Genomic DNA, 24,987 nt, shown 5'->3' on the forward strand with positions numbered 1-24,987 from the left:
CGGCCCTCACTTCAGCCTGCTGGAGGCCAGGATCGACACCAGGTGCAGCAGGGTCTGGAGCAGCGCGATGCCGGCCAGGACGGCGACGCCGAGCCGCGAGAAGAACAGGTCGCCGCGGAGCTGGTCGACGACCGCGAGGACCAGGATCAGCAGCGACGCCTCGATGCCGAGGATCAGGCGGTGGAACTTGAGCGCCCCGGCGGCCCGGCGGGCCAGCGCCATGCCGGAGGAGCGCGGCTCGGAGGCCGCCTCCTTGACCGGCGGGAGTCCGCCCTGGTGCCGGGCGACGCCGACCAGGTCGGTCTCGGCCTTGATCAGGATGGCGCCGAGCGCGGCGAGGGTGCCGAGGAAGGCCCACAGCCAGTCGATCCGGCCGCTGCCCCACAGGTCGGCGGCGCGCAGGCCGAAGCCGACCAGGACGGCCGCGTCGCACAGGTAGGCGCCGACCCGGTCCAGGTAGACGCCGGCCAGCGAGTACTGCTTCTTCCAGCGGGCCAGCTCGCCGTCGACGCAGTCGAGCAGCAGGTAGAGCTGGACCATGAGCACGCCGAGCAGCGCCCCGGGGATGCCGGGGATCAGCAGGGCGGGGGCGGCCAGCACGCCGGCCAGGGTCATCAGGTACGTCAGCTGGTTCGGCGTGACGCGGGTGTTCGCCAGCTGGCGGGTGATCCGCAGCGAGATCTCCCGCATGTAGAGGCGGCCGCCCCAGTGTTCGCCGCTCCGCCGGTCCTTGACGCCCGGGGGGTGGACGACCGGGCGGAGCTCAGCTACCGATGGCTTTTGCATAGTCGGCGTACGCGTCCCTGATCTGGTCTGTGGACAGGTCGAGGTGTTCGAGGATGGTGAACCGGCCGGGCCGGGTCTGCGGGGCGAACTCCACGGCGCGGACGAACTCGTCCACGCTGAAGCCCATCTCCTCCGGGAGCACGGGCAGGCCGTGCCGCCGCAGGGTGGCGACCATCTGCGCGGACTCCTCGGCGGCGCCGCGCAGGTGCATCGCGAAGGCCGCGCCGAGGCCGCACTGCTCGCCGTGGCTCGCGGCGCGGGCCGGGTAGAGCAGGTCGAAGGCGTGGCTGATCTCGTGGCAGGCGCCCGAGGAGGGGCGGCTGTCCCCGCTGATCGACATGGCGATGCCGGACATCACCAGGCCCTCGGAGAGGGTGACCAGGAAGTCGTCGTCGCCGACGCCGCCGGGGTGCCGGAGGACCGCCTCGCCGGCGCTGCGGGCCATGGCGGCGGCCAGGCCGTCCACCTTCTCGCCGGTCTCGCGGTGGGAGAGCTCCCAGTCGGCGATGGCGGAGAGGTTGGAGATCGCGTCGCCGATGCCGGAGCGCACGAAGCGGGCCGGGGCGTCCCGGATCACGTCGAGGTCGATGACCAGCGCGATCGGGGTCGGCACGCCGTAGGAGCCCCGGCCGTTGTCGTTGTCCAGGGTCGAGATCGGCGAGCAGATCCCGTCGTGCGAGAGGTTGGTGGCGATCGCGACGAGCGGCAGGCCCACCCGGGCCGCCGCGTACTTCGTCACGTCGATGATCTTGCCGCCACCGAGGGCCACGACCGCGTCGTACCGCTTGCCGCGCATGGCGTCGGCGAGCTTGACGGCCTCGTCGATGGTGCCGCCCGCGACCGGGTACCAGTCGGCGTCCGGGAGCTCGGGGGCGAAGCGGTCACGCAGCTTCAGGCCGGAGCCGCCGCTGATGGCGACGGCGATCCGGCCGTTGCTGGAGATCCGCTGGTCCGCGAGGAGCGCGGACAGGTCGTCCAGCGCTCCGCCGCGGATGTCGACGACGACCGGCGACGGGATGAGCCGGGTCAGTACTGGCACGCGATGTCACGGCCCTTCGCCAGGTCGTCGTGGTTGTCGATCTCCACCCACTTCACGTCGCCGATCGGCGCCACGTCGACGGTGAAGCCGCGGTTCACGAGCTCCTGGTAGCCGTCCTCGTAGTAGAGGTCGGGGTCGCGCTCGAAGGTGGTCTTCAGCGCGTCGGCGAGCTCCTCGGCGGCCTCGGCCTCGATGAGGGTCACGCCGATGTACTCGCCGGTCGCGTCGGCCGGGTCCATCAGCTTCGTGATCTTCCGGACGCCCTGGCCCTCGGCGGTGACGACCTTCATCTCCTCGTCGGCGAGGTTCTTCACCGTGTCGAGGGCGAGGATGATCTTCTGGCCCTGGCCGCGGGCGGCGAGCAGCGTCTTCTCGACCGAGACCGGGTGCACGGTGTCGCCGTTGGCGAGGATGACGCCCTGCTTCAGGACGTCACGGGCGCACCACAGGGAGTAGGCGTTGTTCCACTCCTCGGCCTTGTCGTTGTCGATCAGCGTGATCGAGACGCCGTACTTCGCCTCCAGGGCCTCCTTGCGCGCGTACACGGCCTCCTTGCGGTAGCCGACGACGATCGCGACCTCGGTGAGGCCGACCTCGGCGAAGTTCTTCAGCGTGAGGTCGAGGACGGTCAGCGAACCGTCGCCCTCGCGGTCCACGGGCACGAGGGCCTTCGGAAGGGTGTCGGTGTAGGGGCGCAGACGCCGTCCGGCACCGGCTGCCAGTACGAGGCCAATCATGCTGTCTCTCCTTCGTCGTGTACGGCGGGTGCTCCGGAGGAGACCCAGAAGCGGACGGACTCCACGAGGACCACGAGGCCGACGGCGACCGCGAGTGCGGTGAGCGCCGAGGTGAAGTCGTTGCCGCGGCTCGCCAGCAGGGCGGCGAGCACGGTCACCACGAGCGTGCGTCCCTCGTGGCCGCCGACGGTGCGCACCAGCCACTCGGGCGGCGCGCCGGTGCCGCCGCGGATGCGGTACACCGTGTCGTAGTGATGGTAGGCGACCGCCGCGACCAGCCCGAATGCGGCGGGAAGCGCCTGGGCGGAGTCGGCCTTGGCGGCCAGCACGAGGACGGTGGTGTACTCGGCGGCGCGGAAGAGCGGGGGGACGAGCCAGTCGAGGGGGCCCTTGAGGGGACGGGCGACGGCCGCGCCGGCGAACACGGCGTACAGCACGGCGGCGACGACGGTGCCCCGGTCGCCGAAGGGGCGGCCGAGGACCGCGGCGAGCAGCACGCCGGTGCCGACGAACGCGAGGACGAGCGCGGGCATCGCCGTCAGCCCGGTGCGGCGGGCGAGCCCGGCCGCGATCCGGGCCAGCGGGCCGGAGTCCGCGAGGTCCGCCAGCGCCCGGGCGGCGCTGTCGGAGCGGGGCGCCTTGCGGCTCAGCGAGCGCAGCAGCCGGCCGGCGGTGGTGTAGCAGGCGCCGAAGGCGCAGCCGACGATCAGGGCCCAGAAGACGATCCGGGGGGTGGTGACGGCGGTGAGGACCGCGATCATCGCCCAGCGCTCGCCGATCGGCAGGATGATCATGCGCCGGGCCCAGACCGTCCAGCCGACGCCGTCCAGCTTGCTGGAGAGGGCGAGGCTGGTCTTGGCCGCGGCGCCGGCGCTCTCGGCGTTGGCCTCGTTGAAGGAGAAGTCCACGACGTGCCGGCAGGTCATCAGGACCATCGCGCCGAGCGCGAGCGCCCAGACGTCGTCGCCGTTACGGGCCGCGCCGAGGGCGAGGCCCGCGTAGAAGGCGTACTCCTTGGCACGGTCGAAGGTCGCGTCGAGCCAGGCGCCCATCGTCGAGTACTTCAGCGCGTAGCGGGCGAGCTGCCCGTCGGTGCAGTCCAGGACGAAGGAGACGAGCAGCAGCACCCCGGCCGCGACGTAGCCGCCGCGCTCGCCGGTGGCGGCGCAGCCGGCCGCGATCAGCGCGGTGAGCAGCGAGGCGGTGGTGACCTGGTTGGGGGTCAGGCCGCGGCGCGCGCACCAGCGGGCGATGTAGCGGGAGTAGGGGCTGATGAAGAAGGTGGTGAAGAAGCCGTCGTGGGCCTTCACGGCGTTGCGCAGCCGGACGGCCTCCTCGTCGACGGCCTCGACGGCGGCGCGCGCCTCGTGGCGGGCGCCGGGGTCGGCGGGCACGGCGGCCACGAGGGTGCCGAGCTGCGGCCGGTGCACGGCGACGCCGTCGGCGTCGAGCGCGGCGGCGAGGGTGTCGGGGAGGTTGTCGACGACCGCGCGCGCGGTGCCGCCGGCCGGTTCGGCCGGGGCCGGGACCGGGGCGCCGCTGTCGGCGGCGGTCAGCGCGCGGGCGAGCGCCGGGCGGGCCTCGGGCCGCGCGGTGAGCGCGCCGGGCGCGGCGGCGGCCGGGAAGCGGGGGTCGGTGAGGGCGAGCCGGAGGGCGTGCCGGTGGCCGACGAAGCGGGGGTCCACGAGGGCGACGCGCTGTCCGGCGGGTACGGCGGCCAGCAGGCCGCTCGCCTCGTGCGGACCGGAGGCGACCTCGACGTGGAAGCCGAGGGACCGCAGATCGGCGTCGAGCGACGATCCGGGTACCGGCGGTCCGGTGAGGATGGCGGTCGACAGGACGGACTCACTCCTTGGAGCTGACGGACGGGCCGGCGGGGCCCAGGGCACGGCCTCGGGCGCGGCGGCGCGGCCCGGCACCCGGGCGCGGCACGTCGGCTGAGGCTATCGGATGAACGGAAGCGCGAGTTCACCGAGGTTTCGCGGTGCGGACTCCCCCGGGCCCACCCGCGTCACCGCGGGTGCGCCGCGTCCTGCGGAGATCATCATGGGCGATCCGCCGCCCGGCCCACAAACCGCGTCCGGACGGGGGTCTCCGCGCGTTTCGCGACGCCTGCCGACCGATCCGTATAACCGCAGGTCAGAGCATATGACAACGGTGTTCAGTACCGTGTTGCACATACCCCCCACCCGTAGTTCACTTGCGAAACGGAGCACCTGACCGACGCTGTTGCACGACAGACCAGGAGGGCCTTGTCATGGGGGCTGGACACGACCACGGCCACAGCCACGGGGGACCGGCGCCCACGGGCACCGCGGCCTCGGCCTACAGGAACCGGCTGCGGATCGCGCTCGGCATCACGCTCTCCGTGATGGTGGTCGAGATCATCGGCGGCATCCTGTCGGACTCGCTGGCCCTGATCGCCGACGCGGCCCACATGGCCACGGACGCGCTCGGCCTCGGGATGGCGCTGCTCGCGATCCACTTCGCCAACCGGCCGCCGTCGGTCAACCGCACCTACGGCTTCGCCCGCGCCGAGATCCTGGCCGCGCTCGCCAACTGTCTGCTGCTGCTCGGCGTCGGCGGCTACGTGCTGTACGAGGCGATCCAGCGCTTCATGGAGCCGGCCGCGACCAAGGGCGGGCTGACCATCGTCTTCGCGCTGATCGGCCTGGTCGCCAACATCATCTCGCTGTCGCTGCTGATGCGCGGCCAGAAGGACAGCCTGAACGTCCGGGGCGCCTATCTGGAGGTGCTGGCCGACGCGCTCGGCTCGGTGACGGTGCTGGTCGCGGCGGGCATCATCCTGGCCACCGGCTGGTCCTACGCGGACCCGATCGCCTCGATCGTGATCGGCCTGATGATCGTGCCGCGCACCGTCAAGCTGCTGCGGGAGACGCTCGACGTGCTCCTGGAGGCCGCCCCCAAGGGCGTGGACATGGCGGAGGTGCGGGCGCACATCCTGGCCCTGCCCGGTGTCGAGGACGTGCACGACCTGCACGCCTGGACGATCACCTCGGGGATGCCGGTGCTCTCGGCGCACGTGGTGGTGAGCCAGGACACGCTGGACGCGATCGGCCACGAGAAGATGCTGCACGACCTCCAGGGCTGCCTGGGCTCCCACTTCGACGTGGAGCACTGCACCTTCCAGCTGGAGCCGGCCGGGCACGCCGAGCACGAGGCCAAGCTCTGCCTGTGAGGGGCCCGCGGGGCTGTTAGCCTGGAACGGTACGAACGTGAGTGTGGAAGGAGCTGAGGTTGATGACCGTCGCGATGGAGGCTGCCCGCAGCGGCAGCGCCCGGTCGTCCCTCAGCCTCCGGGTCTCCGGCTGACCTGACCTCACCGTCGGCCGGAACCCACTCACACAAGGGTTTCCCACGTTGTCCGACAACGACATCACCACCACCACCGAGAACTCCGCGACCGCCGAGCACGGCGAGAACGCCGAGCTCACCGCCGCCTTCTTCGCCCTGCACCACGGGCTGGAGCGGCAGGGTCCGGGTTCCGACACCACCACCCGTCGGCTGCTCTCCCTGGCCGGTCCTCTCCCCGAGCGTCCGCGCGTGCTCGACCTGGGCTGCGGCCCCGGCCGCGCCGCGCTGCTGCTCACCGAGGAGGCGGGTGCCGAGGTGACCGCCGTCGACCTGCACGAGCCGTTCCTTGCCGAGCTGCGCGAGACGGCCGCCGCCCGCGGTCTCGACTCCCGTATCCACACCCTGCGCGCCGACATGGGCGCGCTCCAGGAGCTGCCCGACGGCTCCTTCGACCTCGTCTGGGCCGAGAGCTCGGCCTGGGTGCTCGGCTTCGACCGGGCGCTCGCCGAGTGGCGCCGGCTCCTCGCGCCCGGCGGCACCCTGGTGCTGACCGAGTGCGTCTGGACCACCGACGAGCCGGGCGAGGCCGCCCGCGCCTTCTGGGACGGGAGCTACCCGCTCCGCACCGTCACCGCGAACGCGGCGGCGGCCGTCGGGGCCGGCTACCACGTCCTGGCCACCTTCCTCCAGCCGGAGGAGGACTGGGACGCGTACTACGGTCCGCTGGCCGCGCGCGCCGAGGCGGCCGACCTCTCGGTGCCCGGCATGGCCGAGGCGGTGGCCGGGGCACGCGCCGAGATCGCGCTGCGCCGCGAGCACGGCGCGGGGTACGGCTACGCCGGCTTCGTGCTGCGGCCCGCGGACCCGCGCTGGCGGACCCGGCCGGAGACCGCGGCCGACATCCCCCTCGTACGGGAGATCAACGCGGCGGCCTTCGACACCCCCGACGAGGCCGCCCTGGTCGACGCGCTGCGCGAGGACCCGGCGGCGTGGCTGCCGGGCCTGAGCGTGGTGGCCGAGGCGCCGGACGGCACCGTGGCCGCGTACGCGCTGATCACCCGCTGCCATGTGGACGGCGCTCCGGCGGCGGCCCTGGCGCCGGTCTCGGTGGCACCCGCCTACCAGCGCACGGGCGCCGGGCAGGCCGTCACCCGGGCCGTGCTCGACGCGGCGCGGCTGAGCGGGGAGCGGCTCGTGCTGGTGCTGGGCCATCCGGAGTACTACCCGCGGTTCGGGTTCGCACGTGCGTCCGAATACGGAATTCGGCCGACCTTCGAGGTTCCCGACGAGGCCATGATGGCGCTGGATCTGGACGGTTCCGGGGCTCTGACCAGGGGCATGATCACCTATCCGGCGGCTTTCGGCGTCTGACCCATCGGCCACTCCCGCCCCACCGGAGCGCGTCCGGTGGGGTGGGGGCGGTCATGTCAGGCCGTCGAAGTACGGACAAGCCGCTTTTGTACGGCAGACTGAGGGCGCCCCCGCGAGGGCGAGGACCGAAGCGAAGGATGGGTATGCCGACCACATCAGCCACCGTGGACCACAGCGCCTCGAACGGCGTCCAGCCGCCCGCGGCCGACGCGGCGATCATGCTCGAACTGGTCGACGAGGACGGCGTCACGATCGGTACGGCGGAGAAGCTCGCCGCCCACCAGGCCCCCGGGCAGCTGCACCGGGCGTTCTCGGTGTTCCTCTTCGACGAGTCGGGCCGGCTGCTGCTCCAGCAGCGCGCGCTGGGCAAGTACCACTCCCCCGGCGTCTGGTCGAACACCTGCTGCGGGCACCCCTACCCGGGCGAGGCGCCGTTCGCGGCGGCGGCCCGCCGCACCTTCGAGGAGCTCGGCGTCTCGCCCTCGCTGCTCGCGGAGGCGGGCACCGTCCGCTACAACCACCCGGACCCGGCCTCGGGCCTGGTGGAGCAGGAGTTCAACCACCTCTTCGTCGGGCTGGTGCAGTCCGGGCCGACGCCGGATCCGGAGGAGGTCGGCGAGACCGCCTTCGTGACCGCGGCCGAGCTGGCCGAGCGCCACGCGTCCGCGCCGTTCTCCGCCTGGTTCATGACGGTGCTCGACGCGGCGCGTCCGGCGATCAGGGAGCTGACGGGTCCGGCCGGGGGCTGGTGAGTCCCGGGAGGGCGCCCGGGACCCCCTGAGCGGGTCCCGGCGCCCCGCCGGGCACGAGCGGGCCGAGCGGCAGCGCGGCCCAGATGATCTTGCCGCCGCTCGCGGTGTGCTCCACGTCGCAGGCGCCGCCCGACTCCAGGGCGATCTCGCGCACCAGCAGCAGCCCGCGCCCGCCGGTCTGGCCCCAGTCGGCCTCCAGCGCCTTGGGGCGGTAGGGGTGGTTGTCCTCGACGGACACCCGGACCCACTCCGCCCCGATCGCCACCTCCACCGCTATCTCCGGGGAGAGCAGCGCCGCGTGCTTGACCGCGTTGGTGACCAGCTCGGAAACGATGAGGAGCAGCCCCTGGAGGGTGTCCTCGTGGACCGGTACGGCCTGACGGGCCAGCAGATCGCGGACCGCGTGCCGGGCCTGCGGTACGGACACGTCGACCGCGGGAGCGGTGAAGCGCCAGACCCCTTCGCAGGACGGTGGCCGGGCGGGGACGCTCCCGCGGCTCTCCATCATCCGGCTCCCGCCCTCGTGCTCGATTGTCGCCACGGGGTCGAGTCTTGATAATCCGTAGGGGCCCACCGGCCTACTGACCAGAAGTCGACACTTATCGACCAGCTTCTGATCGGGTGAGTATGCCAACGTCAGTTGTTGGACCGCTCTTGACGCGCCACTGACACCTTCGGAGGGCGCGCCGGTGTGACGATACTCCCGCCCGGATAGCATCCGGCGCATGGAGCCCCAGCTGACCGTCACCGTCGCCGAGCAGGTCGCCACCGTCGTCATCGCGAACCCGGCCAAGCGCAACGCCATGACCGCCGCGATGTGGCGGGCCCTGCCGGGGCTGCTCGCCCCGCTCGCCGCCGACCCGGGTGTCCGCGCGCTGGTGCTGACCGGCGCGGGCGACACCTTCTGCGCCGGGGCCGACATCGCCGCGCTCGGCGCGCCGGGCGACGCCCAGCAGGACCTCGCGGTGCGGGCCGAGGAGGCGCTCGCCGCCTTCCCCAAGCCGACCCTGGCCGCGGTCCGCGGCTTCTGCGTGGGCGGCGGCAGCCAGCTCGCCGCCGCCTGCGACCTGCGCTTCGCCGAGGAGGGCGCCCGCTTCGGGGTGACCCCGGCGAAGCTCGGCATCGTCTACCCGGCCTCCTCCACCCGGCGGCTCGCCTCCCTCGTCGGGCCCTCGGCCGCCAAGCACCTGCTCTTCTCCGGCGAGTTCATCGACACCGAGCGGGCGCTGCGGACCGGGCTCGTCGACGAGGTCCACCCGGCGGGCGGACTGGACAAGCGGGTGGCCGAGTTCACCCGAACGCTCGTCTCGCGCTCGCTGCTCACCCAGGCGGCGGCGAAGGAGTTCGCGGACGGCCGGACCGGCCGGGACGCCCACTGGGCGGAGCAGGCGCGCGGCAGCGGCGACACCGCCGAGGGCGTCGCCGCCTTCCTGGAGCGCCGCGCGCCCCGCTTCACGTACGGGCTCTGACCGGCCCCGGGCCTCAGACCTCGCCGCGCCAGCGGGCCACGAGCGCGGCCGGGGCCTTCTCCGGGGAGCCCGCGTCGTACGGCGGCTGCGGGTCGTACTCGGTGAGGAGCTGGATGGACTGGGCGGTCTCGTCGCCGGCGATCCGGCCGAGCAGGTGCAGCGCCATGTCGATGCCGGAGGACACCCCGGCGGCGGTGACGTACTTGCCGTCGAAGACCACCCGCTCGCCGGTGGGCTCGGCGCCGAGCGGCGGCAGGTCGTCGAGGGCGAGCCAGTGGCTGGTGGCCCGGCGGCCTTCGAGCAGCCCGGCCCCGGCGAGCACCAGGGAGCCGGTGCACACCGAGGTGGTCCACGTGCTGGTCTCGTCGGCGGCCCGCAGCCAGGCCAGGATCTCCGGGTCGGTCATGGCCTCCCGGGAGCCGGGCCCGCCCGGCACCAGGACGATGTCGGGGCGCGGCACCTCTGCGAGCGCCTTGTCGGCGACGAGCGCGAGATTGCCCTGGTCGTTCCGGACCGGCCCGGCCTCCTTGGCCACGAAGACGGTCTCGGCTCCGGGCAGGCGTCCGAGCAGTTCGTAGGGTCCGATGGCGTCGAGGGTCGTGAAGCGGTCGTAGAGGACGACGGCGATCTGCATGCGATGTCCTTTCGGGGACGCGGATTCGCTACGGATACGGAGAGGAGTACGGGTACGGGGACGGGTGCCGGTGCCGGTGGCCGTGCGGGTCAGCCGACCGGGGCGTGGAAGCGGCGGCGGTACTCCGCCGGGGCGGTGCCCAGGGCCTTCAGGAACGCGCGGCGCATGGCCTCGGGCGTGCCGTAGCCGGCCGAGCGGGAGACCTCCTCGACGCCGCCGTCGGTGTCCTCCAGGAGCCGCCGGGCGTGTTCGAGGCGGACCCGGTCCACGTACCGCCCGGGGGTCGTGCCGGTCTCGGCCCGGAAGGCGCGGGCGAAGTGACGGGGCGACAGCCGGGCGCGGGCGGCGAGCGCCTCGACCGACAGGTCGGTGTCCGGGTGCTCGCTGATCCAGTGCTGGAGCTCGCGCAGCGGCTCCCGGCGGGCGGTCTGGGCGGCGAGCTGGGCGCTGAACTGGGCCTGGTTGCCGGGCCTGCGCAGGAAGACGACCAGATGGCGGGCGACGGTCAGGGCGGTGTCGCGGCCCAGGTCCTCCTCGACGAGGGCGAGCGCGAGGTCGATGCCCGCCGTCACCCCGGCCGAGGTGGCGATCCGGCCGTCCCGTACGAAGATCGGGTCCGGGTCCACCTCGACGGCGGGGAAGCTGCGGGCGAGCTGCGCGCAGGCCATCCAGTGGGTGGTGACCCGGTGTCCGTCGAGCAGCCCCGCCTCGGCCAGCGGCAGCGCGCCGGTGCAGACGGAGACCAGCCGCTCGGTCCGCCCGCCGTGCGCGCGGAGCCAGTCGACCAGGGCGGGTTCGGTCCGCCGGGTGCCCGCGCCGCCCGGGACGAGCAGGGTGTGCGGGAGCCCGTCGGCGACCGCCCCGGCGAGCGTCGTGTCGGGGAGCAGCCGAAGCCCGCTGTCGGTGCGGACCGGGCGCCCGTCGAGGGAGGCGGTGCGGACGGTGTAGGCGGGCGGGGTGCCCGTGGCGCGGCCCGCCCCGGAGAACACCTCCACCGGGCCGGTGACGTCGAGGCTCTGCACGCCGTCGAAGAGCACGACGAGCACGGATCGCTGCGGCATGGCCCCATCCTTCGCGGGGCCGGGGGCGTCCGCAATGACGGATACCCCACCTTTCCTGCCACGGTCCGCCGTTCCCTCCGTACCGACTGGTAGGTAAGGTGCGCGGCATGACGAACCTGCCGCCCCGCGCGGGCCGACGTTGCGCCCACTCGATGAACCTGCTGCACGCGACGCTGTTCTTCTCCCCCGACCTGGACACCGAGTTCGAGGGACTCGGCATCGAGGACCCGAACGCGATGCGGCTGGCCGCGCGCAGCGCCCCGCTGGGCGCGGTAGGGGCCGGGACCGTCGCCGCGGCCTTCTACAACTACCGCCACGAGCTGCTCGCCCGGCACCTGCCCGCCGTGTGGGAGACCGCCTCCCCCGCCGCCGTGCTCGAAGCCCGGCTGCGGGTCGTCGACACCACCCTGAACCGGCTGCTCGGCGCCGAGGCGCTCGCCTCCCCCGAGCTGGCCGAGGCGGCCGGCCTCGCGCTGCGCGCCGCCGAGGGCTGCGCCCGGCACGCCCGCCCGCTCTACTCCGGCAACGCCGACCTGCCGGTCCCCGAGGCCCCGCACCTGCGCCTGTGGCACGCGGCGACGCTGCTGCGCGAGCACCGCGGCGACGGGCACCTGGCGGCCCTGCTGACGGCCGGGCTCGACCCGGTGGAGGCGCTCGTCAGCCACACCGCGACCGGCCGGGGCATGAGCCCGCGCTGGCTCCTCTCCACCCGCGGCTGGCGGCGCACGGACTGGGAGGCGGCGGTGGAGCGGCTGCGCGGGCGCGGGCTGCTGGACGCCGACGGCGAACTCACCGCCGCCGGGACGGCCCTGCGCGAGGCGCTGGAGGACGAGACGGACCGGCTGGACGCGGCCCCGTACGAGCGGCTGGGCGCGGAGGGGACGGCCCGGCTCGCCGAGCTCGCCAAGGGGCTCCTGGTCACGGCCGTGGGCGCGGGCGCCTTCCCGGCCGACCTGACCGGCAAGGCGTGACGGGCGGCGCGTGACGGGCCCCGGGGTGGGCCTCGGGGCGGGTCGGTTGGCGCGGGCGGGCGGGTGACCGGGCAGAATGCATGGCGCAACCCAGAGGCACGAGAAGGCGGGTCGGACATCGTGACGACGTCCATCGAGGCAAGGATCGCCGACGAGCTCGGCGTACGCGAGCGACAGGTGAAGGCGGCCGTCGAACTGCTGGACGGCGGTTCGACCGTGCCGTTCATCGCGCGCTACCGCAAGGAGGCGACCGAGCTGCTCGACGACACTCAGCTGCGCACGCTGGAGGAGCGGCTGAGGTATCTGCGCGAGCTGGAGGACCGGCGGAGCTCCGTCCTCGACTCCGTACGGGAGCAGGGCAAGCTCACCCCGGAGCTGGAGGCGCGGATCCTGGCCGCCGACACCAAGGCGCGGCTGGAGGACATCTACCTGCCGTACAAGCCGAAGCGGCGGACCAAGGCGCAGATCGCCCGCGAGGCCGGTCTCGCGCCGCTCGCCGAGGGGCTGCTCGGCGACCCGTCGGTGGACCCGCTCGCGGCGGCCGCCGCGTTCGTGGACGCGGACAAGGGCGTCGCCGACCCGGCGGCGGCCCTGGAGGGCGCGCGGGCGATCCTCACCGAGCGCTTCTCCGAGGACGCCGACCTGATCGGCGAGCTGCGCGAGCGGATGTGGGGCCGGGGCCGGCTGGTCGCCAAGGTCCGCGAGGGGAACGAGGAGGCGGGCGCGAAGTTCGCCGACTACTTCGACTTCGCGGAGCCGTTCACCGCGCTGCCCTCGCACCGGATCCTCGCCATGCTGCGCGGCGAGAAGGAGGACGTGCTCAGCCTGGAGCTGGAGCCGGAGCGGCCCGCCGAGGCGCCCACCGGATCCGCCACCTCCTCGTACGAGCCGATCGTCGCCCACCGCTTCGGCGTGGCCGACCGGGGCCGGCCCGGCGACAAGTGGCTGCTGGACACGGTCCGCTGGGCCTGGCGGACCCGCATCCTGGTCCACCTCGGCATCGACCTGCGGCTGCGGCTGCGCACCGCCGCCGAGGACGAGGCGGTCCGGGTCTTCGCGGCGAACCTGCGCGACCTGCTGCTGGCCGCCCCCGCCGGGACCCGTGCGACGCTGGGCCTCGACCCCGGTTTCCGCACCGGCGTGAAGGTGGCCGTCATCGACGGGACCGGCAAGGTCGTCGCCACCGACACGGTCTACCCGCACGTCCCGGCGAACCGCTGGGACGAGTCGCTGGCGAAGCTGGCCCGGCTCGCGAAGGAGCACGCGGTCGAGCTGGTCGCCATCGGCAACGGCACCGCCTCCCGCGAGACGGACCGGCTGGCGGCCGACCTCATCGCGAGGCACCCGGAGCTGTCCCTCACCAAGGTGATGGTGTCGGAGGCGGGCGCCTCGGTGTACTCGGCGTCCGCGTTCGCCTCGCAGGAGCTCCCGGAGCTGGACGTGTCGCTGCGCGGCGCGGTGTCGATCGCACGGCGGCTCCAGGACCCGCTGGCCGAGCTGGTGAAGATCGACCCGAAGTCGATCGGCGTCGGGCAGTACCAGCACGACCTGTCCGAGGTGAAGCTCTCGCGCTCCCTGGACGCGGTCGTCGAGGACTGTGTGAACGGCGTCGGCGTCGACGTCAACACGGCCTCCGCGCCGCTGCTCTCGCGGGTCTCCGGCATCAGCGCGGGCCTCGCCGAGAACATCGTGGCGCACCGCGACACGAACGGCCCGTTCCGCTCCCGGCGCGCGCTGAAGGACGTGGCGCGGCTCGGCCCGAAGGCGTACGAGCAGTGCGCGGGCTTCCTGCGCATCCGGGGCGGCGACGACCCGCTGGACGCCTCCTCGGTGCACCCGGAGGCGTATCCGGTGGTGCGCCGGATGGTGAAGACGACGGGCGGCGAGGTCGGCGCGCTGATCGGCAACACGGGGGTGCTGCGCTCGCTGCGGGCCGACGCGTTCGTGGACGAGACCTTCGGTCTGCCCACGGTGAACGACATCCTGCGGGAGCTGGAGAAGCCGGGCCGCGACCCGCGTCCGGCGTTCCGTACGGCCACGTTCAAGGACGGCGTCGAGAAGATCGGCGACCTCGCGTCGGGCATGGTCCTGGAGGGGGTGGTCACCAACGTGGCCGCCTTCGGCGCCTTCGTCGACGTCGGCGTCCACCAGGACGGTCTGGTGCACGTCTCCGCCATGTCGAAGAACTTCGTCAAGGATCCCCGGGACGTGGTGAAGCCGGGTGACGTGGTGCGGGTGAAGGTCCTCGACGTGGACATCCCGCGCAAGCGGATCTCGCTGACCCTCCGGCTGGACGACGAGGCGACGGCCGAGTCCGCGCCGGGCGGCCCGAAGCGGGAGCGCGGCGGCGACCGGGGCGGCCGGGGTGCCGGTGCCCGGGGCGAGCGCGGCGGCGAACGCGGCGGGCGGCCCCCGCAGCAGCGCCGTGGCCAGCCCCAGGGGGCCGCTGCCCCGGCCCCGGCCAACGGCGCGATGGCGGACGCCCTGCGCAAGGCGGGGCTGCTGGGCGAGGGCGACGGCGGGAAGCGGCGCGGGCGCTGACGTGAACGCGACGGGGCCCGGCCGTGGCGGCCGGGCCCCGTCGGGCGTTTCGCGGGCGTTCGAGGGGCGCTCGCGGGGCGCTCGCGGGCGTTTCGCAGGCGTCCGCCGGCGTTCGCGGGCGGTGACGGCCGCTACGGCAGGAAGCGCAGCGCCCAGTCCGCCCGGTTGGCGACCGTGAGGTCCTCGTCCTCGGTCAGCGGCTGGAGCAGCCGCCGGGCCGCCGCCGGGTCCGCCTGGACGAGGCCGACGATCTCGTCGGCCAGCCCGTCCTGGTCGTCGCCCAGGTCGGCGGCGGAGGCGCGGACCAGGACCGGCAGGCGCTCGGCGCCGCCGACGGCCGCGATGACGCCGCCGAGGAGCTCGCGGCCGTAGGAGTCCCGGTCCTCGACGGCGCGGTCGAGCTCGGCCTCCAGCCGCGGGAGCAGGGCCGGGCCGCCGTCGGCCGCGAGGGCCTCGGCGAGGTCGATGGTCGCGTCGACGTCGGCCTCGGGGTCGTCGAGCATCTCGATCAGGCGCGTCAGGCGCTCGTCGTCGGTCATGGTGCCTCCTGGAATGCGCCGCCCACGGGCACGGGGACGACGGCCGGCGAGTCGAGCTCGGCGGCCACCTCCACGTCCCGGGGACGGCCGTACGCGTACAGTTCACGGCCCGGGTCGCAGCCCCGCAAGGCGGCGGCCGGGTCCTCCGGGGCGTCCCACGGCGTCGCCGCCGCGGTCGCCTCGGGTGTCGGGGTGGGCCGGGCGGGCCGCGCCGGGCCGGGGGCGGCGGGCGGCGCGGCCGGGGCCGGACCCCGGGCCTCCGCCGGTCCCCGGCCGAAGGAGACCCCCTGGGCGGCGGGCGGCCACCCGGAGGAGGCCGGACCGCCCGAGGCGTCCGGGCCCCGGCCGCCCGCGAGGCCCGTCATCAGAGCTCCGTCACCTTGCCGTCGGCGACCTCGACGCGCCGGGTCACGCGGACCGCGTCCAGCATCCGGCGGTCGTGCGTGACGAGCAGCAGGGTGCCCTCGTACGCGTCGAGGGCGGACTCCAGCTGCTCGATCGCGGGCAGGTCCAGGTGGTTGGTCGGCTCGTCGAGGACGAGCAGGTTGACGCCCCGGCCCTGGAGCAGGGCGAGCGCGGCGCGGGTGCGCTCGCCGGGCGACAGGGTGGTGGCGGGCCGCAGCACGTGGTCCGCCTTGAGGCCGAACTTGGCGAGCAGGGTGCGCACCTCGGCCGGCTCGGTGTCGGGGACGGCCGCGCAGAACGCCTCCAGGAGGGTCTCCGTACCATGGAACAGCTTGCGGGCCTGGTCGACCTCGCCGACCACGACGCCGGGCCCGAGGGCCGCGTCGCCGGAGTCGAGCGGCAGCCGGCCGAGCAGCGCGGCGAGCAGGGTGGACTTGCCGGCCCCGTTGGCGCCGGTGATGGCGACCTTGTCGGCCCAGTCGACCTGGAGGGAGACGGGACCGAAGGAGAAGTCGCCGCGCCGCACGGCGGCCTCGCGCAGGGTGGCGACGACCGAGCCGGAGCGCGGGGCCGCCGCGATCTCCATGCGCAGCTCCCACTCCTTGCGGGGCTCGTCGACGACGTCCAGGCGCTCGATCATGCGCTGGGTCTGGCGGGCCTTCGCGGCCTGCTTCTCGCTGGACTCGCCGCGCAGCTTGCGCCCGATCTTGTCGTTGTCGGAGGACTTGCGGCGGGCGTTGCGGACGCCCTTGTCCATCCAGTTGCGCTGCATCTGGGCGCGCCCCTCCAGGGCGGCCTTCTTGTCGGCGTACTCCTCGTAGTCCTCGCGGGCGTGCCGCCGGGCGGTGTCCCGCTCCTCCAGATACGCCTCGTAGCCGCCGCCGTAGAGGGTGATCTGCTGCTGGGCGAGGTCGAGTTCGAGGACCTTGGTGACGGTGCGGGTGAGGAACTCGCGGTCGTGGCTGATGACGACGGTGCCCGCGCGCAGCCCCTGCACGAAGGACTCCAGGCGCTCCAGGCCGTCGAGGTCGAGGTCGTTGGTGGGCTCGTCGAGGAGGAAGACGTCGTAGCGGGAGAGCAGGAGGGACGCGAGGCCGGCGCGGGCGGCCTGGCCGCCGGAGAGGCCGGTCATCGGCTGGTCGAGCCCGACGGTGAGGCCGAGGGAGGCGGCGACCTCCTCGGCCCGCTCGTCGAGGTCGGCGCCGCCGAGGTCGAGCCAGCGCTCCAGGCTGATCGCGTACGCGTCGTCGGCGCCGGGCGTGCCGTCGACGAGGCCCTGGGTGGCCTCGTCCATCGCGGTCTGCGCGGCGGCGACGCCGGTGCGGCGGGCCAGGAAGGCGCGGACGGTCTCGCCCTCGCGCCGCTCGGGCTCCTGCGGGAGGTGCCCGACGGTCGCGGTGGGCGGCGAGAGCCGCAGCTCCCCGTCCTCGGGGGTGTCGAGGCCCGCGAGGAGCCGCAGCAGGGTGGACTTCCCGGCCCCGTTGACCCCGACGAGGCCGATGACGTCCCCGGGGGCGACGACGAGGTCGAGCCCGGAGAAGAGGGAGCGGTCGCCGTGGCCGGCGGCGAGGTTCTTGGCGACGAGAGTGGCAGTCATCAGGTGATGAATCCTAGGTGAGGGCGGGGGTGCGGTGGGCCGGGGCTGGTCTGTACCGTCCCGGTCATGGACGGTGACCGGGGTGGGGACAGCGGGGACAGCGGTGTGATCGTGGTGGGCGGCGGGGTCGTCGGGCTGACGACGGCGGTCCGGCTCGCCGAGCGCGGGGTGCGGGTCCGGGTCTGGTCCCGGGACCCGGTGGCGGCGACGACCTCGGCGGTGGCGGGCGCCCTGTGGTGGCCGTATCGGATCGAACCGGCGGCGGAGGTCGGCGCCTGGTCGCTGGTCTCGCTGCGGCGGTACGCGGAGCTGGCCGGCGATCCGGCGGCGACCGGGGTGCGCCTGGTGCCGGGCGTCCACGCGGGCACGCTCCTGGACGGGCTCGGCGCCTGGGCGAAGGAGGTCCCCGGGCTGCGGCAGCTTCCCCCGGAGGAGGTGCCGGGGCCGTACGCGGTGGGGCTGGCCGCCCGGCTGCCGCTGATCGACATGCCGGTCCACCTGGCGTGGCTGGTGGCGCGGCTGACGGAGCTGGGCGGCTCCTTCGAGCGCCGGACGGTGACCGGTCCGGGCTTCGCGGAGGCCGCCGCCGAGGCCCGGACGGTGGTCGACTGCACCGGGCTCGCCGCCCGCGAGCTGGTCCCGGACCCCCGGCTGCGGCCGGTGCGGGGGCAGCTCGTGCTGGTGGAGGACCCGGGGGTGGGGAGCTGGTTCACGGCCGCCGACGGCGCCTCGGACAAGACGACGTACTTCTTCCCGCAGCCGGGCCGGCTGATCCTGGGCGGCACCGCCGAGGAGGACGACGAGAGCCTGACGCCGGACCCGGCGGTCGCGGCGCGGATCGTCGCGCGCTGCGCCCTGGTCCGCCCCGAGATCGCGGACGCCCGGATCCTGGGCCACCGGGTGGGCCTGCGCCCGGCGCGGACGGGCGGGGTCCGCATCGAGGCGGAGCGCCGCCCGGACGGCGGCCTGCTGGTCCACCACTACGGCCACGGCGGCGCCGGGGTCACGGTCGCCTGGGGGTGCGCGGAACGGGCGGCGGACCTGGTGTGCGGGGGGTGAGGGGGCGGCGGGGCGGCGGTACCGCCGGGGAGCCGCCCGGCCACCGGAGCCGCCAGGCCACCCGGGCCGCGAGGCCACCCGGGCCACTGGGCCACCCGGGCCGCCAGGCCACCGGAGCCCTGGGCCCCAGTGACCCGCGCGCCCCAGTGACCCGCGCGCCCCGGCGACCCGCGCCCCGGGCTCAGCAGGTTTCCAGCGGCTCCCCCGGTGTCAGCGCGTACGTGGCCCTGGGGTCGAGCAGCAGGGCGGCCAGGGCGCGCTGGGGCTGGCGGAGGGGGACGAGGGCGGTGCCGTCCTTTCGTTGCCTGACGACCAGGCCGTGCAGGGCCAGTTCGTCCTTGTACTCCGCGTACCGCTCGGCCGTCAGCCGGTAGCCGCAGGGCGGGTCGTGGAGGATCTCGGCCGGTTCGGCCGGGTCGTTGTCGGCGCCGCCGAGGAGGATCGGGCCTCGGTCGGCGTAGCCGGTGGCGCGGGCCCGGGCGGTGGCCTCGGCGAGGGGGCCGCGGCGGGCCTCCGCGTAGCCGAACAGGCCCTTGAGGGCCGCCTTCTGGGTGGCCACCCGGCGACGGTGGTTCAGCGCCGGGTCGTCCCGTTCGGCCTGGTCGCGGGCGTCCTCGCGGGTCTCCACGAGCAGGCCGACGGCGTGCTTGAGCCCGGCCGTGTTGCGCAGGATGCGCTCCTGGCCGTCGCCCGCGACCTGCTTGATCGGCTCGCCGGTGAGCGGGTCGGTCCAGATGCCGTAGAGGCCGGTGCCGAACCCGGCGCGCGCCCCGGCCGGGCGCACGTACGCCTCGGAGAGGGTGCGGGACTCGGCGTGGACGCGCGGGTCGGTGTTGAGGTTGCGCGGCCACAGGGCCAGCAGGTCCTTGTCGTAGTACGGCGGGGTGGCCCCGTACTCGTGCAGGTCGTAGACGAGTTCGGGCCGCCGGTCGCGCAGCACGGCGGCGAGCGCCCGGGTCTCGGCGGTGCGCAGCGCGAGGTGGTCGCGGTTGATGTCGACGCCGTCGGCGTTGCCCCGGGTGTCGGCCTCGCGGCCGTCGGGGTTGGCGTTGGGGACGACGAGCAGGGTCGTGCGGGCGAGGAACCGCCGGGTCGCGGCGGACTCGTCGTACGCCAGGTCCCGCAGGGTGCTCAGGCAGGTCTCGCGGCCCGCGGGCTCGTCGCCGTGCTGGGAGCAGACGAGGAGCACGGTGGCGGGGCCGGTGCCGAGGGCGGCGAGGCGGATCGGGCGGTGCTGCCGGGTGGTGCCGATCTCGCGGACGGTGAGGCGCGGCGCGGCCCGGTCCAGGGCGGCGAGGAAGGCGGTCTCCTCGGCCTCGGTGGTCCACCGGGCGCCGTCGCTGCTCTCGAAGCCGGTCCGCGGGGGCGCGGGCGGGGCCCCGCCGCCGGCCGCCTCCGTGGGGGTGGCGAGCAGCGGCAGGGCGAGGGCGGCGCCCACCGCGAGGGTGAGCGCGCGCCGGCGGGTACGGACGGTTCGGGTCATCGGGCCTCGCCGGGGATCGGGGCGCCGGTCCGCGCGGGTGCGGCGCGGCCGGCCGGGACGTCACCGGACTGAACGCCCGCGCGGCGGGCCGGGTCACCGGTGGTCGCCCGGTCGAAGGCGCGCGCGCCGCCGACCAGCGGGACCCGGGCCCAGGTGCGGGAGAGGTCGAGGGTGACGGTCGGGCGGGTGGACGGCGGGTCGAGGAGGTCCTTGTCGGTGCCCGCGACGATCAGCGCGAGGCGGTGTCCGGCGGGGACGACGTGGTCGGTGGGGGCGAGCTTCAGGGTGATCTCGTACGCCTTGCCCGGGGTGAGCGGGCGGCCCCGGCCCGGGTCGGCCCAGGTGCCGAGGTCGGCCCAGCCCCGGCTGACGACGGTGTGGCCGACGTCGGCGGTGCGCGCCTCGGTGTCCTTGTAGCAGGCGCTGTCGCCGGGGGTGCTCGCGCCCCAGCAGCTGCGGCCGGTGAGGGTGGTGATGCCCTCGCCGGCTTCGTTGTAGGCGCGGATGGTAGCGGGGCCGAGGTCGACGAGGACGGCGCTGAGGTGGGCGGTCGACGTCGTCGGGGTGGCGGTGACGGTCACCGTGGAGGAGCCGGAGATCCGCAGGTCGCGGCCGAGCGGTCCGGTGCTGAAGCCGGCCTTGGCGGGGGTGGAGCGGTCGATGTCGGCGGCCCAGTCGAGCTCGCTGAGGGCGGGGTCGTCGGTGAAGGTCTCGGTGGTGCCGCGCGGGGCGCGGTCGCGGTCGAGGACGCCGACGCCGGGGGCGGTGCCGGTGGCGGGGCGCAGCACGGTGGCGGCGGTGCCGGGGGCGGGCCAGACGCGGTCGGTGGTCCAGCGGTCGGGGGCGCGCTCGACGTCGGCCATCGGCTCGCGGTCGATGCCGTTGTCGTAGCCGAGGAGGTGGTGGTCGAACCAGCGGTGCAGGGTGCGGACCCAGTCGGCGCGGCGGAAGTCGAAGGGGTCGACGTGGCCGGTCTGGGAGAGCCAGATCTTGCGCTCGACGCCGTTGGCGGCGAGGGCGTCCCACCACTGGCCGAACTGGTTGGCGCGCACGTTGAGGTCCTGCTGGCCGTGCACGACGAAGACGCTGGCCTTGACCTTGCGGGCGTCGGCGACGTAGTCGCGCTCGCTCCAGGCGGGGGTCCAGTCGCCGGTGTACGGGGTGGCCCGAGTGATCCGGTCCTGGACGGCGGCGCAACGTGCCTTGGCGTCGGGGCTGTTGACGTAGTCGGAGAGCCAGCTGGGGTTGGCGTCGTAGAGCGGGGCGCCCTGGGAGTGGAAGTAGTCGTACCAGGAGGAGATCGCGCCGATCGGGACGATGGTGCGCAGGCCCTCGACGCCGGTGGCGGCCACGCCGTTGGCGACGGTGCCGTCCCAGCTCTTGCCGATCATGCCGACGTTGCCGGTGGACCAGCCGGTGGCGCGGGCGCGTTCGGCGCCGGTGCGGCTGGTGTAGCCGCGGGCGCGCCCGTTCAGCCAGTCGACGACGGCCTTGGCGGAGAGCACGTCGGAGCGTCCGCCGACGTCGTCGCAGCCGTCGGAGCGGCTGGTGCCGGCGAGGTCGACGGCGGCGAAGGCGTAGCCGCGGGGGACGAAGTAGTTGTCGTAGTAGAGCGGGAACTGGACGGGCTTGCCGTCCGCGTCGTAGGTCTTGCGCTGGCCTTCGTTGCCCCGGCCGCAGCAGGCGTAGTACGGGCTGGCGTCCATGATGACCGGGATCTTCCGGCCGGCCGCGGCGGGTTCGCGGGGGCGGACGATGTCGACGGCGACCCGGTCGGCGCGTCCGTCGGCGTCGCCGTCGAGTCCGGTGTCGACCCAGACGGACTCGCGGACGGCGTCGGCGTAGGAGAAGACGGGCGCGGACTCCCGGACGCCGCCGGGGCGGGTCGCGGTGTCCGGTCCCGCGAGGGCGGCCGGCTGGGCGAGGGCCGCCGGTCGGGCGAGCGCCGCCGGGTCCGCCGCCCGTTGGGCGCCGGCCGGCTGCGCTCCGGCGGCCGGGGCGAAGGCGGCCAGCAGGGCCGCCGTGGCGGCGACGGCCAGGGTTCCGCACGACAGACGGGCTCCGCGGGTTCTCCGCGCACGTATCGGCATGGGGCGGAACGTACCCCGGGCGCCCGCCCAGCAAAAGAGTGCCGACCGGGACATCCGGTGCGTGGGGTTCGTGTCGGCCGAATGGCGATCATGTGACAGGGGGTGCTCTGGACGTGACGGGGCGTCGGCGGGCTGAATAGTCTCGCTAAGGACCGACGACCACCCGTGCGTCTTACCGTTCTCATCACTTGGGGAGCACCCGTGCACCGCAGAATCATCGTTCCCAGCGCCCTCGCGGCCGGCCTGCTGCTGGCGATCCCGGCATCGGCCGCCGCCGGGGGTCCGGGGGTATCCCCCGGAGAAAGCAGCACCCCCGGCGCCCCGGGCATCGGCGACTCCTACTACCCCGCCAGCGGCAACGGCGGTTACGACGTGTCGCACTACGACCTGCGACTGAAGTACCAGCCCGCGACGGACCTGCTGGAGGGCACGGCGACGCTGATCGCCACCACCAAGCAGAACCTGTCCCGCTTCAACCTCGACCTCGGCCTGAAGGTCAGCGAGGTGCGGGTGAACGGGCGGGTCGCGAAGTTCACCACGGCCGGCGACCACGAGCTGGTGGTGACCCCGGCGGCACCGCTGGAGAAGAACAAGTCGGTCTCGATCGTGGTCCGTTACGCGGGCAAGCCGTCCGAGGTGAAGATAGGCGGCTGGTCGGCCTGGGCCCGTACGCCGGACGGCGGCGTCGCCGCGCAGGAGCCGGATTCGGCCGTCTGGTGGTTCCCGTCCAACGACCACCCGCTGGACAAGGCGACCTTCGACGTGTCGGTGTCGGTGCCGGACGGTCACCAGGCGATCAGCAACGGCGTGCTCCAGTCGCAGTCCTCGAAGCTGGGCTGGACGCGCTTCAACTGGCGCTCGGACAAGCCGCAGGCGACGTATCTGGCCACGCTGGCGGTCGGCAAGTTCGACATCACCACCGACAAGACGGCGAACGGCCTGCCGGTCCTGAACGCGTACAGCAAGGACCTGGGCGCGAACGCCGGGGCGGCCCGCGCCTCTATCGAGCGCACCACCGAGGTCGCGGAGTGGCTGGAGTCGGTCTTCGGCCCGTACCCGTTCAACTCCCTTGGCGGCTACGTGCCGAACGTGACCAGCGGCTTCGCGCTGGAGACGCAGACCCGGCCGTTCTACAGCCCGCGCCAGTTCGCCAACGGGGCGAACGTCTCGGTGGTCGTGCACGAGCTGGCCCACCAGTGGTACGGCGACAGCGTCTCGGTCGCCGACTGGAAGGACATCTGGATCAACGAGGGCTTCGCCCGCTACAGCCAGTGGCTGTGGTCGGAGAAGGAGGGCGAGGGCACGGCCCAGGAGCTCGCCGACTACGTGTACCAGACGCGCGCGGCGGACGACCCGTTCTGGACCGTGAAGCCGGGCGACCCGGGCCCGGACGCGCAGTTCGACATCGCGGTCTACGACCGGGGCGCGCTGGCGCTCCAGGCGCTGCGCAACGAGGTCGGCGACGAGGCGTTCTTCGCGATCCTCAAGGGCTGGCCGCAGCAGTACGCCTACGGCAACGCGAAGGTCTCGGACTTCGTGAAGTACGCGGAGAAGGTCTCGCGCAAGCCGCTGGCGGGCCTCTTCGACACCTGGCTCTACCAGCCGGTGAAGCCCGCCGCCCCGGCGGCGGCCGAGGCGGGCCTGAAGGCTTCCGCGCCGAAATCGGCGGCCCGCGCCGCGAAGGGCGCGGCGAAGACCGCGACGGTGCAGCCGGTGGCGCCGAAGTCCTGGAAGAAGATCGCGGAGACGAACACGATCCACGAGAACGACCGGCACTGAGTCCCGGGCCGCTGAACCCCGGACACCGAGCCGCGGTCCCCGAGCCGCGGTCCCCGGGCCGGACAACCCGGGCCGGGCCCCCGGCCCGGGGACCGCACACGACGCCCGCCGGTCCCGCCCCCCTCTCGCCAAGGGGGGCGGGACCGGCGGGCCCGTCGTACGCGGCGGGCCCGCCGTACGCGGAGAGCGCTTTCCCGGGCGGCCCGCCCGGCGCCGGGCCGAGCGGTTACCCTCGTGGCGTCAGCACCGACCGCCGCGACGCCCCGAGGAGCCGGCCTTGAGCGCAACCCCGCCCGGTGGGCGCCCCACCCTGGAGGAGGTCGCCGCGCGGGCGGGCGTGTCCCGGGCGACGGTCTCGCGCGTGGTGAACGGCGGCGCGGGTGTGCGGGACACCCTGGTGGAGAAGGTCCGCAAGGCCGTCGACGAGCTGGGCTACGTGCCGAACCACGCGGCGCGCACGCTGGTGACCCGGCGCAACGGGGCGGTCGCCGTGATCATCGCCGAGCCGGAGTTCCGGATCTTCTCGGACCCCTTCTTCGAGCGTCAGGTGCGCGGCATCAGCCGTGAACTGACGACTTTCGACGCCCAGTTGGTGCTGCTCTGGGTGGAGGACAGCGGCGACCACGAGCGGATCGCGCGCTATCTGGGCGGCGGGCACGTGGACGGCGCGCTCGCGTTCTCGCTGCACGACGACGACGAACTGCCCGCGATCATCCGGCGCGCCGGGGTCCCCACCGTCTTCGGCGGGCGCCCCGGCTGGACCGGCCCGGACGGGCGGCCCGAGGTGCCGTACGTCGACTGCGACAACCGGGGCGGGGCGCGGGCGGCGGTGCGCCATCTGCGGGCGCTCGGGCGGGAGCGGATCGCCCACATCGCGGGCCCGCGCGACCAGACCTCGGCGCTGGACCGGCTGCACGGCTACCACGACGAACTCCCGGACGCGGTGCCGGAGCTGGTGGCGGACGGCGACTTCACACGCGCGAGCGGCGCGCGGGCGATGGCCGCGCTGCTCGAACGCGGCACCCGCCTCGACGCGGTCTTCGCGGCCAACGACCTGATGGCGGCGGGCGCGCTGGAGGTGCTGCGGGAGCGGGGCGCGCGGGTGCCGGACGACGTGGCGGTGGTCGGCTTCGACGACATGCCGGCGGTGGTCGAGACGACCGCGCCGCCGCTGACGACGGTCCGTCAGGACATCGAGGGCATGGGTCGTTTGATGGTGCGTCAGCTCATGCGGGCGCTGGACGGCGAGCGGGCCGGGGCCCTGATCACCCCGACGGAGCTGGTGCGGCGCGCCTCGGCGTGATGTCGCGCCGGACCTCTTGACGTGAACCCGGCAAAGACGGCACGCTCCTCGGGCAG

At 74.4% G+C, this 24,987-nt stretch carries 21 protein-coding genes; 9 read left to right on the forward strand and 12 right to left on the reverse strand.

The features are described from left to right. Positions 1–6: 6 nt before the first annotated feature. From AB0C99_RS14845 to AB0C99_RS14860, 4 genes are read right to left on the reverse strand one after another with little or no spacing between them, the layout of a single operon-like run. Complete coding sequence (locus AB0C99_RS14845) at positions 7–786, reverse strand: CDP-alcohol phosphatidyltransferase family protein (protein WP_362474687.1); 780 nt, start codon at positions 784–786, stop codon at positions 7–9. Then, positions 764–1,825 (reverse strand): iron-containing alcohol dehydrogenase family protein, encoded by a 1,062-nt coding sequence (locus AB0C99_RS14850; RefSeq protein WP_046910924.1) that lies wholly within the window; start codon positions 1,823–1,825, stop codon positions 764–766. The genes AB0C99_RS14845 and AB0C99_RS14850 overlap by 23 nt, the downstream gene beginning before the upstream one ends. After that, a complete protein-coding gene (locus tag AB0C99_RS14855; protein ID WP_362474690.1) occupies positions 1,813–2,562 on the reverse strand; it encodes a phosphocholine cytidylyltransferase family protein in 750 nt (249 codons plus the stop codon). Before AB0C99_RS14855 ends, AB0C99_RS14850 begins: the two co-directional genes overlap by 13 nt. After that, a complete protein-coding gene (locus AB0C99_RS14860) occupies positions 2,559–4,400 on the reverse strand; it encodes a DUF5941 domain-containing protein (protein ID WP_362474992.1) in 1,842 nt (613 codons plus the stop codon). The genes AB0C99_RS14855 and AB0C99_RS14860 overlap by 4 nt, the downstream gene beginning before the upstream one ends. A 419-nt stretch (positions 4,401–4,819) precedes the next feature. On the opposite strand from AB0C99_RS14860, the gene AB0C99_RS14865 reads away from it, so the two are divergent. The 3 genes from AB0C99_RS14865 (at position 4,820) to idi (ending at position 8,000) form a co-directional block, all read left to right on the forward strand. After that, entirely contained in the window at positions 4,820–5,761 is a 942-nt protein-coding gene (locus AB0C99_RS14865; protein ID WP_362474693.1) for a cation diffusion facilitator family transporter, read from the forward strand. A gap of 272 nt (positions 5,762–6,033) precedes the next feature. Continuing rightward, entirely contained in the window at positions 6,034–7,248 is a 1,215-nt protein-coding gene (locus AB0C99_RS14870) for a bifunctional class I SAM-dependent methyltransferase/N-acetyltransferase (protein WP_362474995.1), read from the forward strand. Between the two features lie 143 nt (positions 7,249–7,391). Then, a complete protein-coding gene (gene idi / locus AB0C99_RS14875; RefSeq protein WP_362474695.1) occupies positions 7,392–8,000 on the forward strand; it encodes an isopentenyl-diphosphate Delta-isomerase in 609 nt (202 codons plus the stop codon). Here idi and AB0C99_RS14880 read toward each other — a convergent pair. Further along, entirely contained in the window at positions 7,966–8,505 is a 540-nt protein-coding gene (locus AB0C99_RS14880; RefSeq protein ID WP_362474998.1) for an ATP-binding protein, read from the reverse strand. The two genes, idi and AB0C99_RS14880, sit on opposite strands and share 35 nt — an antisense overlap. A gap of 220 nt (positions 8,506–8,725) precedes the next feature. Here AB0C99_RS14880 and AB0C99_RS14885 point away from each other — a divergent pair, with 220 nt between their 5' ends. Continuing rightward, complete coding sequence (locus AB0C99_RS14885) at positions 8,726–9,469, forward strand: enoyl-CoA hydratase-related protein (RefSeq protein ID WP_362474698.1); 744 nt, start codon at positions 8,726–8,728, stop codon at positions 9,467–9,469. A 13-nt stretch (positions 9,470–9,482) separates the two neighbouring features. Here AB0C99_RS14885 and AB0C99_RS14890 read toward each other — a convergent pair whose 3' ends face one another. Both AB0C99_RS14890 and AB0C99_RS14895 read right to left on the reverse strand, forming a co-directional pair. Beyond that, positions 9,483–10,103, reverse strand: coding sequence for a DJ-1/PfpI family protein (locus AB0C99_RS14890; protein WP_362474701.1), 621 nt, complete (start codon positions 10,101–10,103; stop codon positions 9,483–9,485). Positions 10,104–10,192: 89 nt separating this feature from the next. Continuing rightward, entirely contained in the window at positions 10,193–11,164 is a 972-nt protein-coding gene (locus AB0C99_RS14895) for a GlxA family transcriptional regulator (protein WP_362474704.1), read from the reverse strand. Between the two features lie 107 nt (positions 11,165–11,271). Here AB0C99_RS14895 and AB0C99_RS14900 point away from each other — a divergent pair, with 107 nt between their 5' ends. Then, positions 11,272–12,135 carry a hypothetical protein gene (locus AB0C99_RS14900; protein ID WP_362474707.1) on the forward strand — a complete coding sequence of 288 codons (864 nt, stop codon included), beginning with the start codon at positions 11,272–11,274 and terminating at the stop codon, positions 12,133–12,135. Positions 12,136–12,255: 120 nt separating this feature from the next. After that, positions 12,256–14,676 carry a Tex family protein gene (locus AB0C99_RS14905; RefSeq protein ID WP_362474710.1) on the forward strand — a complete coding sequence of 807 codons (2,421 nt, stop codon included), beginning with the start codon at positions 12,256–12,258 and terminating at the stop codon, positions 14,674–14,676. Positions 14,677–14,807: 131 nt separating this feature from the next. Here AB0C99_RS14905 and AB0C99_RS14910 read toward each other — a convergent pair whose 3' ends face one another. From AB0C99_RS14910 to AB0C99_RS14920, 3 genes are read right to left on the reverse strand one after another with little or no spacing between them, the layout of a single operon-like run. Next, positions 14,808–15,215: a hypothetical protein gene (locus AB0C99_RS14910; protein WP_362474713.1), complete on the reverse strand. Its 408-nt coding sequence runs from the start codon at positions 15,213–15,215 to the stop codon at positions 14,808–14,810. Beyond that, a complete protein-coding gene (locus AB0C99_RS14915; protein ID WP_362474716.1) occupies positions 15,212–15,580 on the reverse strand; it encodes a hypothetical protein in 369 nt (122 codons plus the stop codon). The genes AB0C99_RS14910 and AB0C99_RS14915 overlap by 4 nt, the downstream gene beginning before the upstream one ends. Next, complete coding sequence (locus tag AB0C99_RS14920) at positions 15,580–17,217, reverse strand: ABC-F family ATP-binding cassette domain-containing protein (RefSeq protein WP_362474719.1); 1,638 nt, start codon at positions 17,215–17,217, stop codon at positions 15,580–15,582. The genes AB0C99_RS14915 and AB0C99_RS14920 overlap by 1 nt, the downstream gene beginning before the upstream one ends. Before the next feature lie 66 nt (positions 17,218–17,283). Between AB0C99_RS14920 and AB0C99_RS14925 the strand changes: the two genes are divergently transcribed. After that, the gene (locus tag AB0C99_RS14925) at positions 17,284–18,276 is read left to right on the forward strand and encodes an FAD-dependent oxidoreductase (protein WP_362474722.1); all 993 of its coding nucleotides are present in this window, start codon (positions 17,284–17,286) and stop codon (positions 18,274–18,276) included. Between the two features lie 181 nt (positions 18,277–18,457). Here AB0C99_RS14925 and AB0C99_RS14930 read toward each other — a convergent pair whose 3' ends face one another. Together AB0C99_RS14930 and AB0C99_RS14935 are read right to left on the reverse strand one after the other, a co-directional pair. Further along, positions 18,458–19,759: a M14 family metallocarboxypeptidase gene (locus AB0C99_RS14930; protein ID WP_362474725.1), complete on the reverse strand. Its 1,302-nt coding sequence runs from the start codon at positions 19,757–19,759 to the stop codon at positions 18,458–18,460. After that, positions 19,756–21,849 carry a Xaa-Pro dipeptidyl-peptidase gene (locus tag AB0C99_RS14935; protein WP_362474727.1) on the reverse strand — a complete coding sequence of 698 codons (2,094 nt, stop codon included), beginning with the start codon at positions 21,847–21,849 and terminating at the stop codon, positions 19,756–19,758. The genes AB0C99_RS14930 and AB0C99_RS14935 overlap by 4 nt, the downstream gene beginning before the upstream one ends. Positions 21,850–22,050: 201 nt before the next feature. Between AB0C99_RS14935 and AB0C99_RS14940 the strand changes: the two genes are divergently transcribed. Both AB0C99_RS14940 and AB0C99_RS14945 read left to right on the forward strand, forming a co-directional pair. Then, entirely contained in the window at positions 22,051–23,628 is a 1,578-nt protein-coding gene (locus AB0C99_RS14940; RefSeq protein WP_362474730.1) for a M1 family metallopeptidase, read from the forward strand. Positions 23,629–23,905: 277 nt separating this feature from the next. Next, complete coding sequence (locus AB0C99_RS14945) at positions 23,906–24,931, forward strand: LacI family DNA-binding transcriptional regulator (RefSeq protein WP_362474733.1); 1,026 nt, start codon at positions 23,906–23,908, stop codon at positions 24,929–24,931. Positions 24,932–24,987 lie beyond the last annotated feature (56 nt).

Source organism: Streptomyces sp. NPDC048659 (genome assembly GCF_040650575.1).
Classification (GTDB): domain Bacteria; phylum Actinomycetota; class Actinomycetes; order Streptomycetales; family Streptomycetaceae; genus Streptomyces.

What these genes read in the sequence shown, in the direction of transcription:
- AB0C99_RS14845 (WP_362474687.1), bottom strand. Translation starts at nt 786, where the DNA reads ATGCAAAAGCCATCGGTAGCTGAGCTCCGCCCGGTCGTCCACCCCCCG.
- AB0C99_RS14855 (WP_362474690.1), bottom strand. Translation starts at nt 2,562, where the DNA reads ATGATTGGCCTCGTACTGGCAGCCGGTGCCGGACGGCGTCTGCGCCCC.
- AB0C99_RS14865 (WP_362474693.1), top strand. Translation starts at nt 4,820, where the DNA reads ATGGGGGCTGGACACGACCACGGCCACAGCCACGGGGGACCGGCGCCC.
- idi (WP_362474695.1), top strand. Translation starts at nt 7,392, where the DNA reads ATGCCGACCACATCAGCCACCGTGGACCACAGCGCCTCGAACGGCGTC.
- AB0C99_RS14880 (WP_362474998.1), bottom strand. Translation starts at nt 8,505, where the DNA reads ATGGAGAGCCGCGGGAGCGTCCCCGCCCGGCCACCGTCCTGCGAAGGG.
- AB0C99_RS14885 (WP_362474698.1), top strand. Translation starts at nt 8,726, where the DNA reads ATGGAGCCCCAGCTGACCGTCACCGTCGCCGAGCAGGTCGCCACCGTC.
- AB0C99_RS14890 (WP_362474701.1), bottom strand. Translation starts at nt 10,103, where the DNA reads ATGCAGATCGCCGTCGTCCTCTACGACCGCTTCACGACCCTCGACGCC.
- AB0C99_RS14895 (WP_362474704.1), bottom strand. Translation starts at nt 11,164, where the DNA reads ATGCCGCAGCGATCCGTGCTCGTCGTGCTCTTCGACGGCGTGCAGAGC.
- AB0C99_RS14900 (WP_362474707.1), top strand. Translation starts at nt 11,272, where the DNA reads ATGACGAACCTGCCGCCCCGCGCGGGCCGACGTTGCGCCCACTCGATG.
- AB0C99_RS14910 (WP_362474713.1), bottom strand. Translation starts at nt 15,215, where the DNA reads ATGACCGACGACGAGCGCCTGACGCGCCTGATCGAGATGCTCGACGAC.
- AB0C99_RS14915 (WP_362474716.1), bottom strand. Translation starts at nt 15,580, where the DNA reads ATGACGGGCCTCGCGGGCGGCCGGGGCCCGGACGCCTCGGGCGGTCCG.
- AB0C99_RS14920 (WP_362474719.1), bottom strand. Translation starts at nt 17,217, where the DNA reads ATGACTGCCACTCTCGTCGCCAAGAACCTCGCCGCCGGCCACGGCGAC.
- AB0C99_RS14925 (WP_362474722.1), top strand. Translation starts at nt 17,284, where the DNA reads ATGGACGGTGACCGGGGTGGGGACAGCGGGGACAGCGGTGTGATCGTG.
- AB0C99_RS14930 (WP_362474725.1), bottom strand. Translation starts at nt 19,759, where the DNA reads ATGACCCGAACCGTCCGTACCCGCCGGCGCGCGCTCACCCTCGCGGTG.
- AB0C99_RS14935 (WP_362474727.1), bottom strand. Translation starts at nt 21,849, where the DNA reads ATGCCGATACGTGCGCGGAGAACCCGCGGAGCCCGTCTGTCGTGCGGA.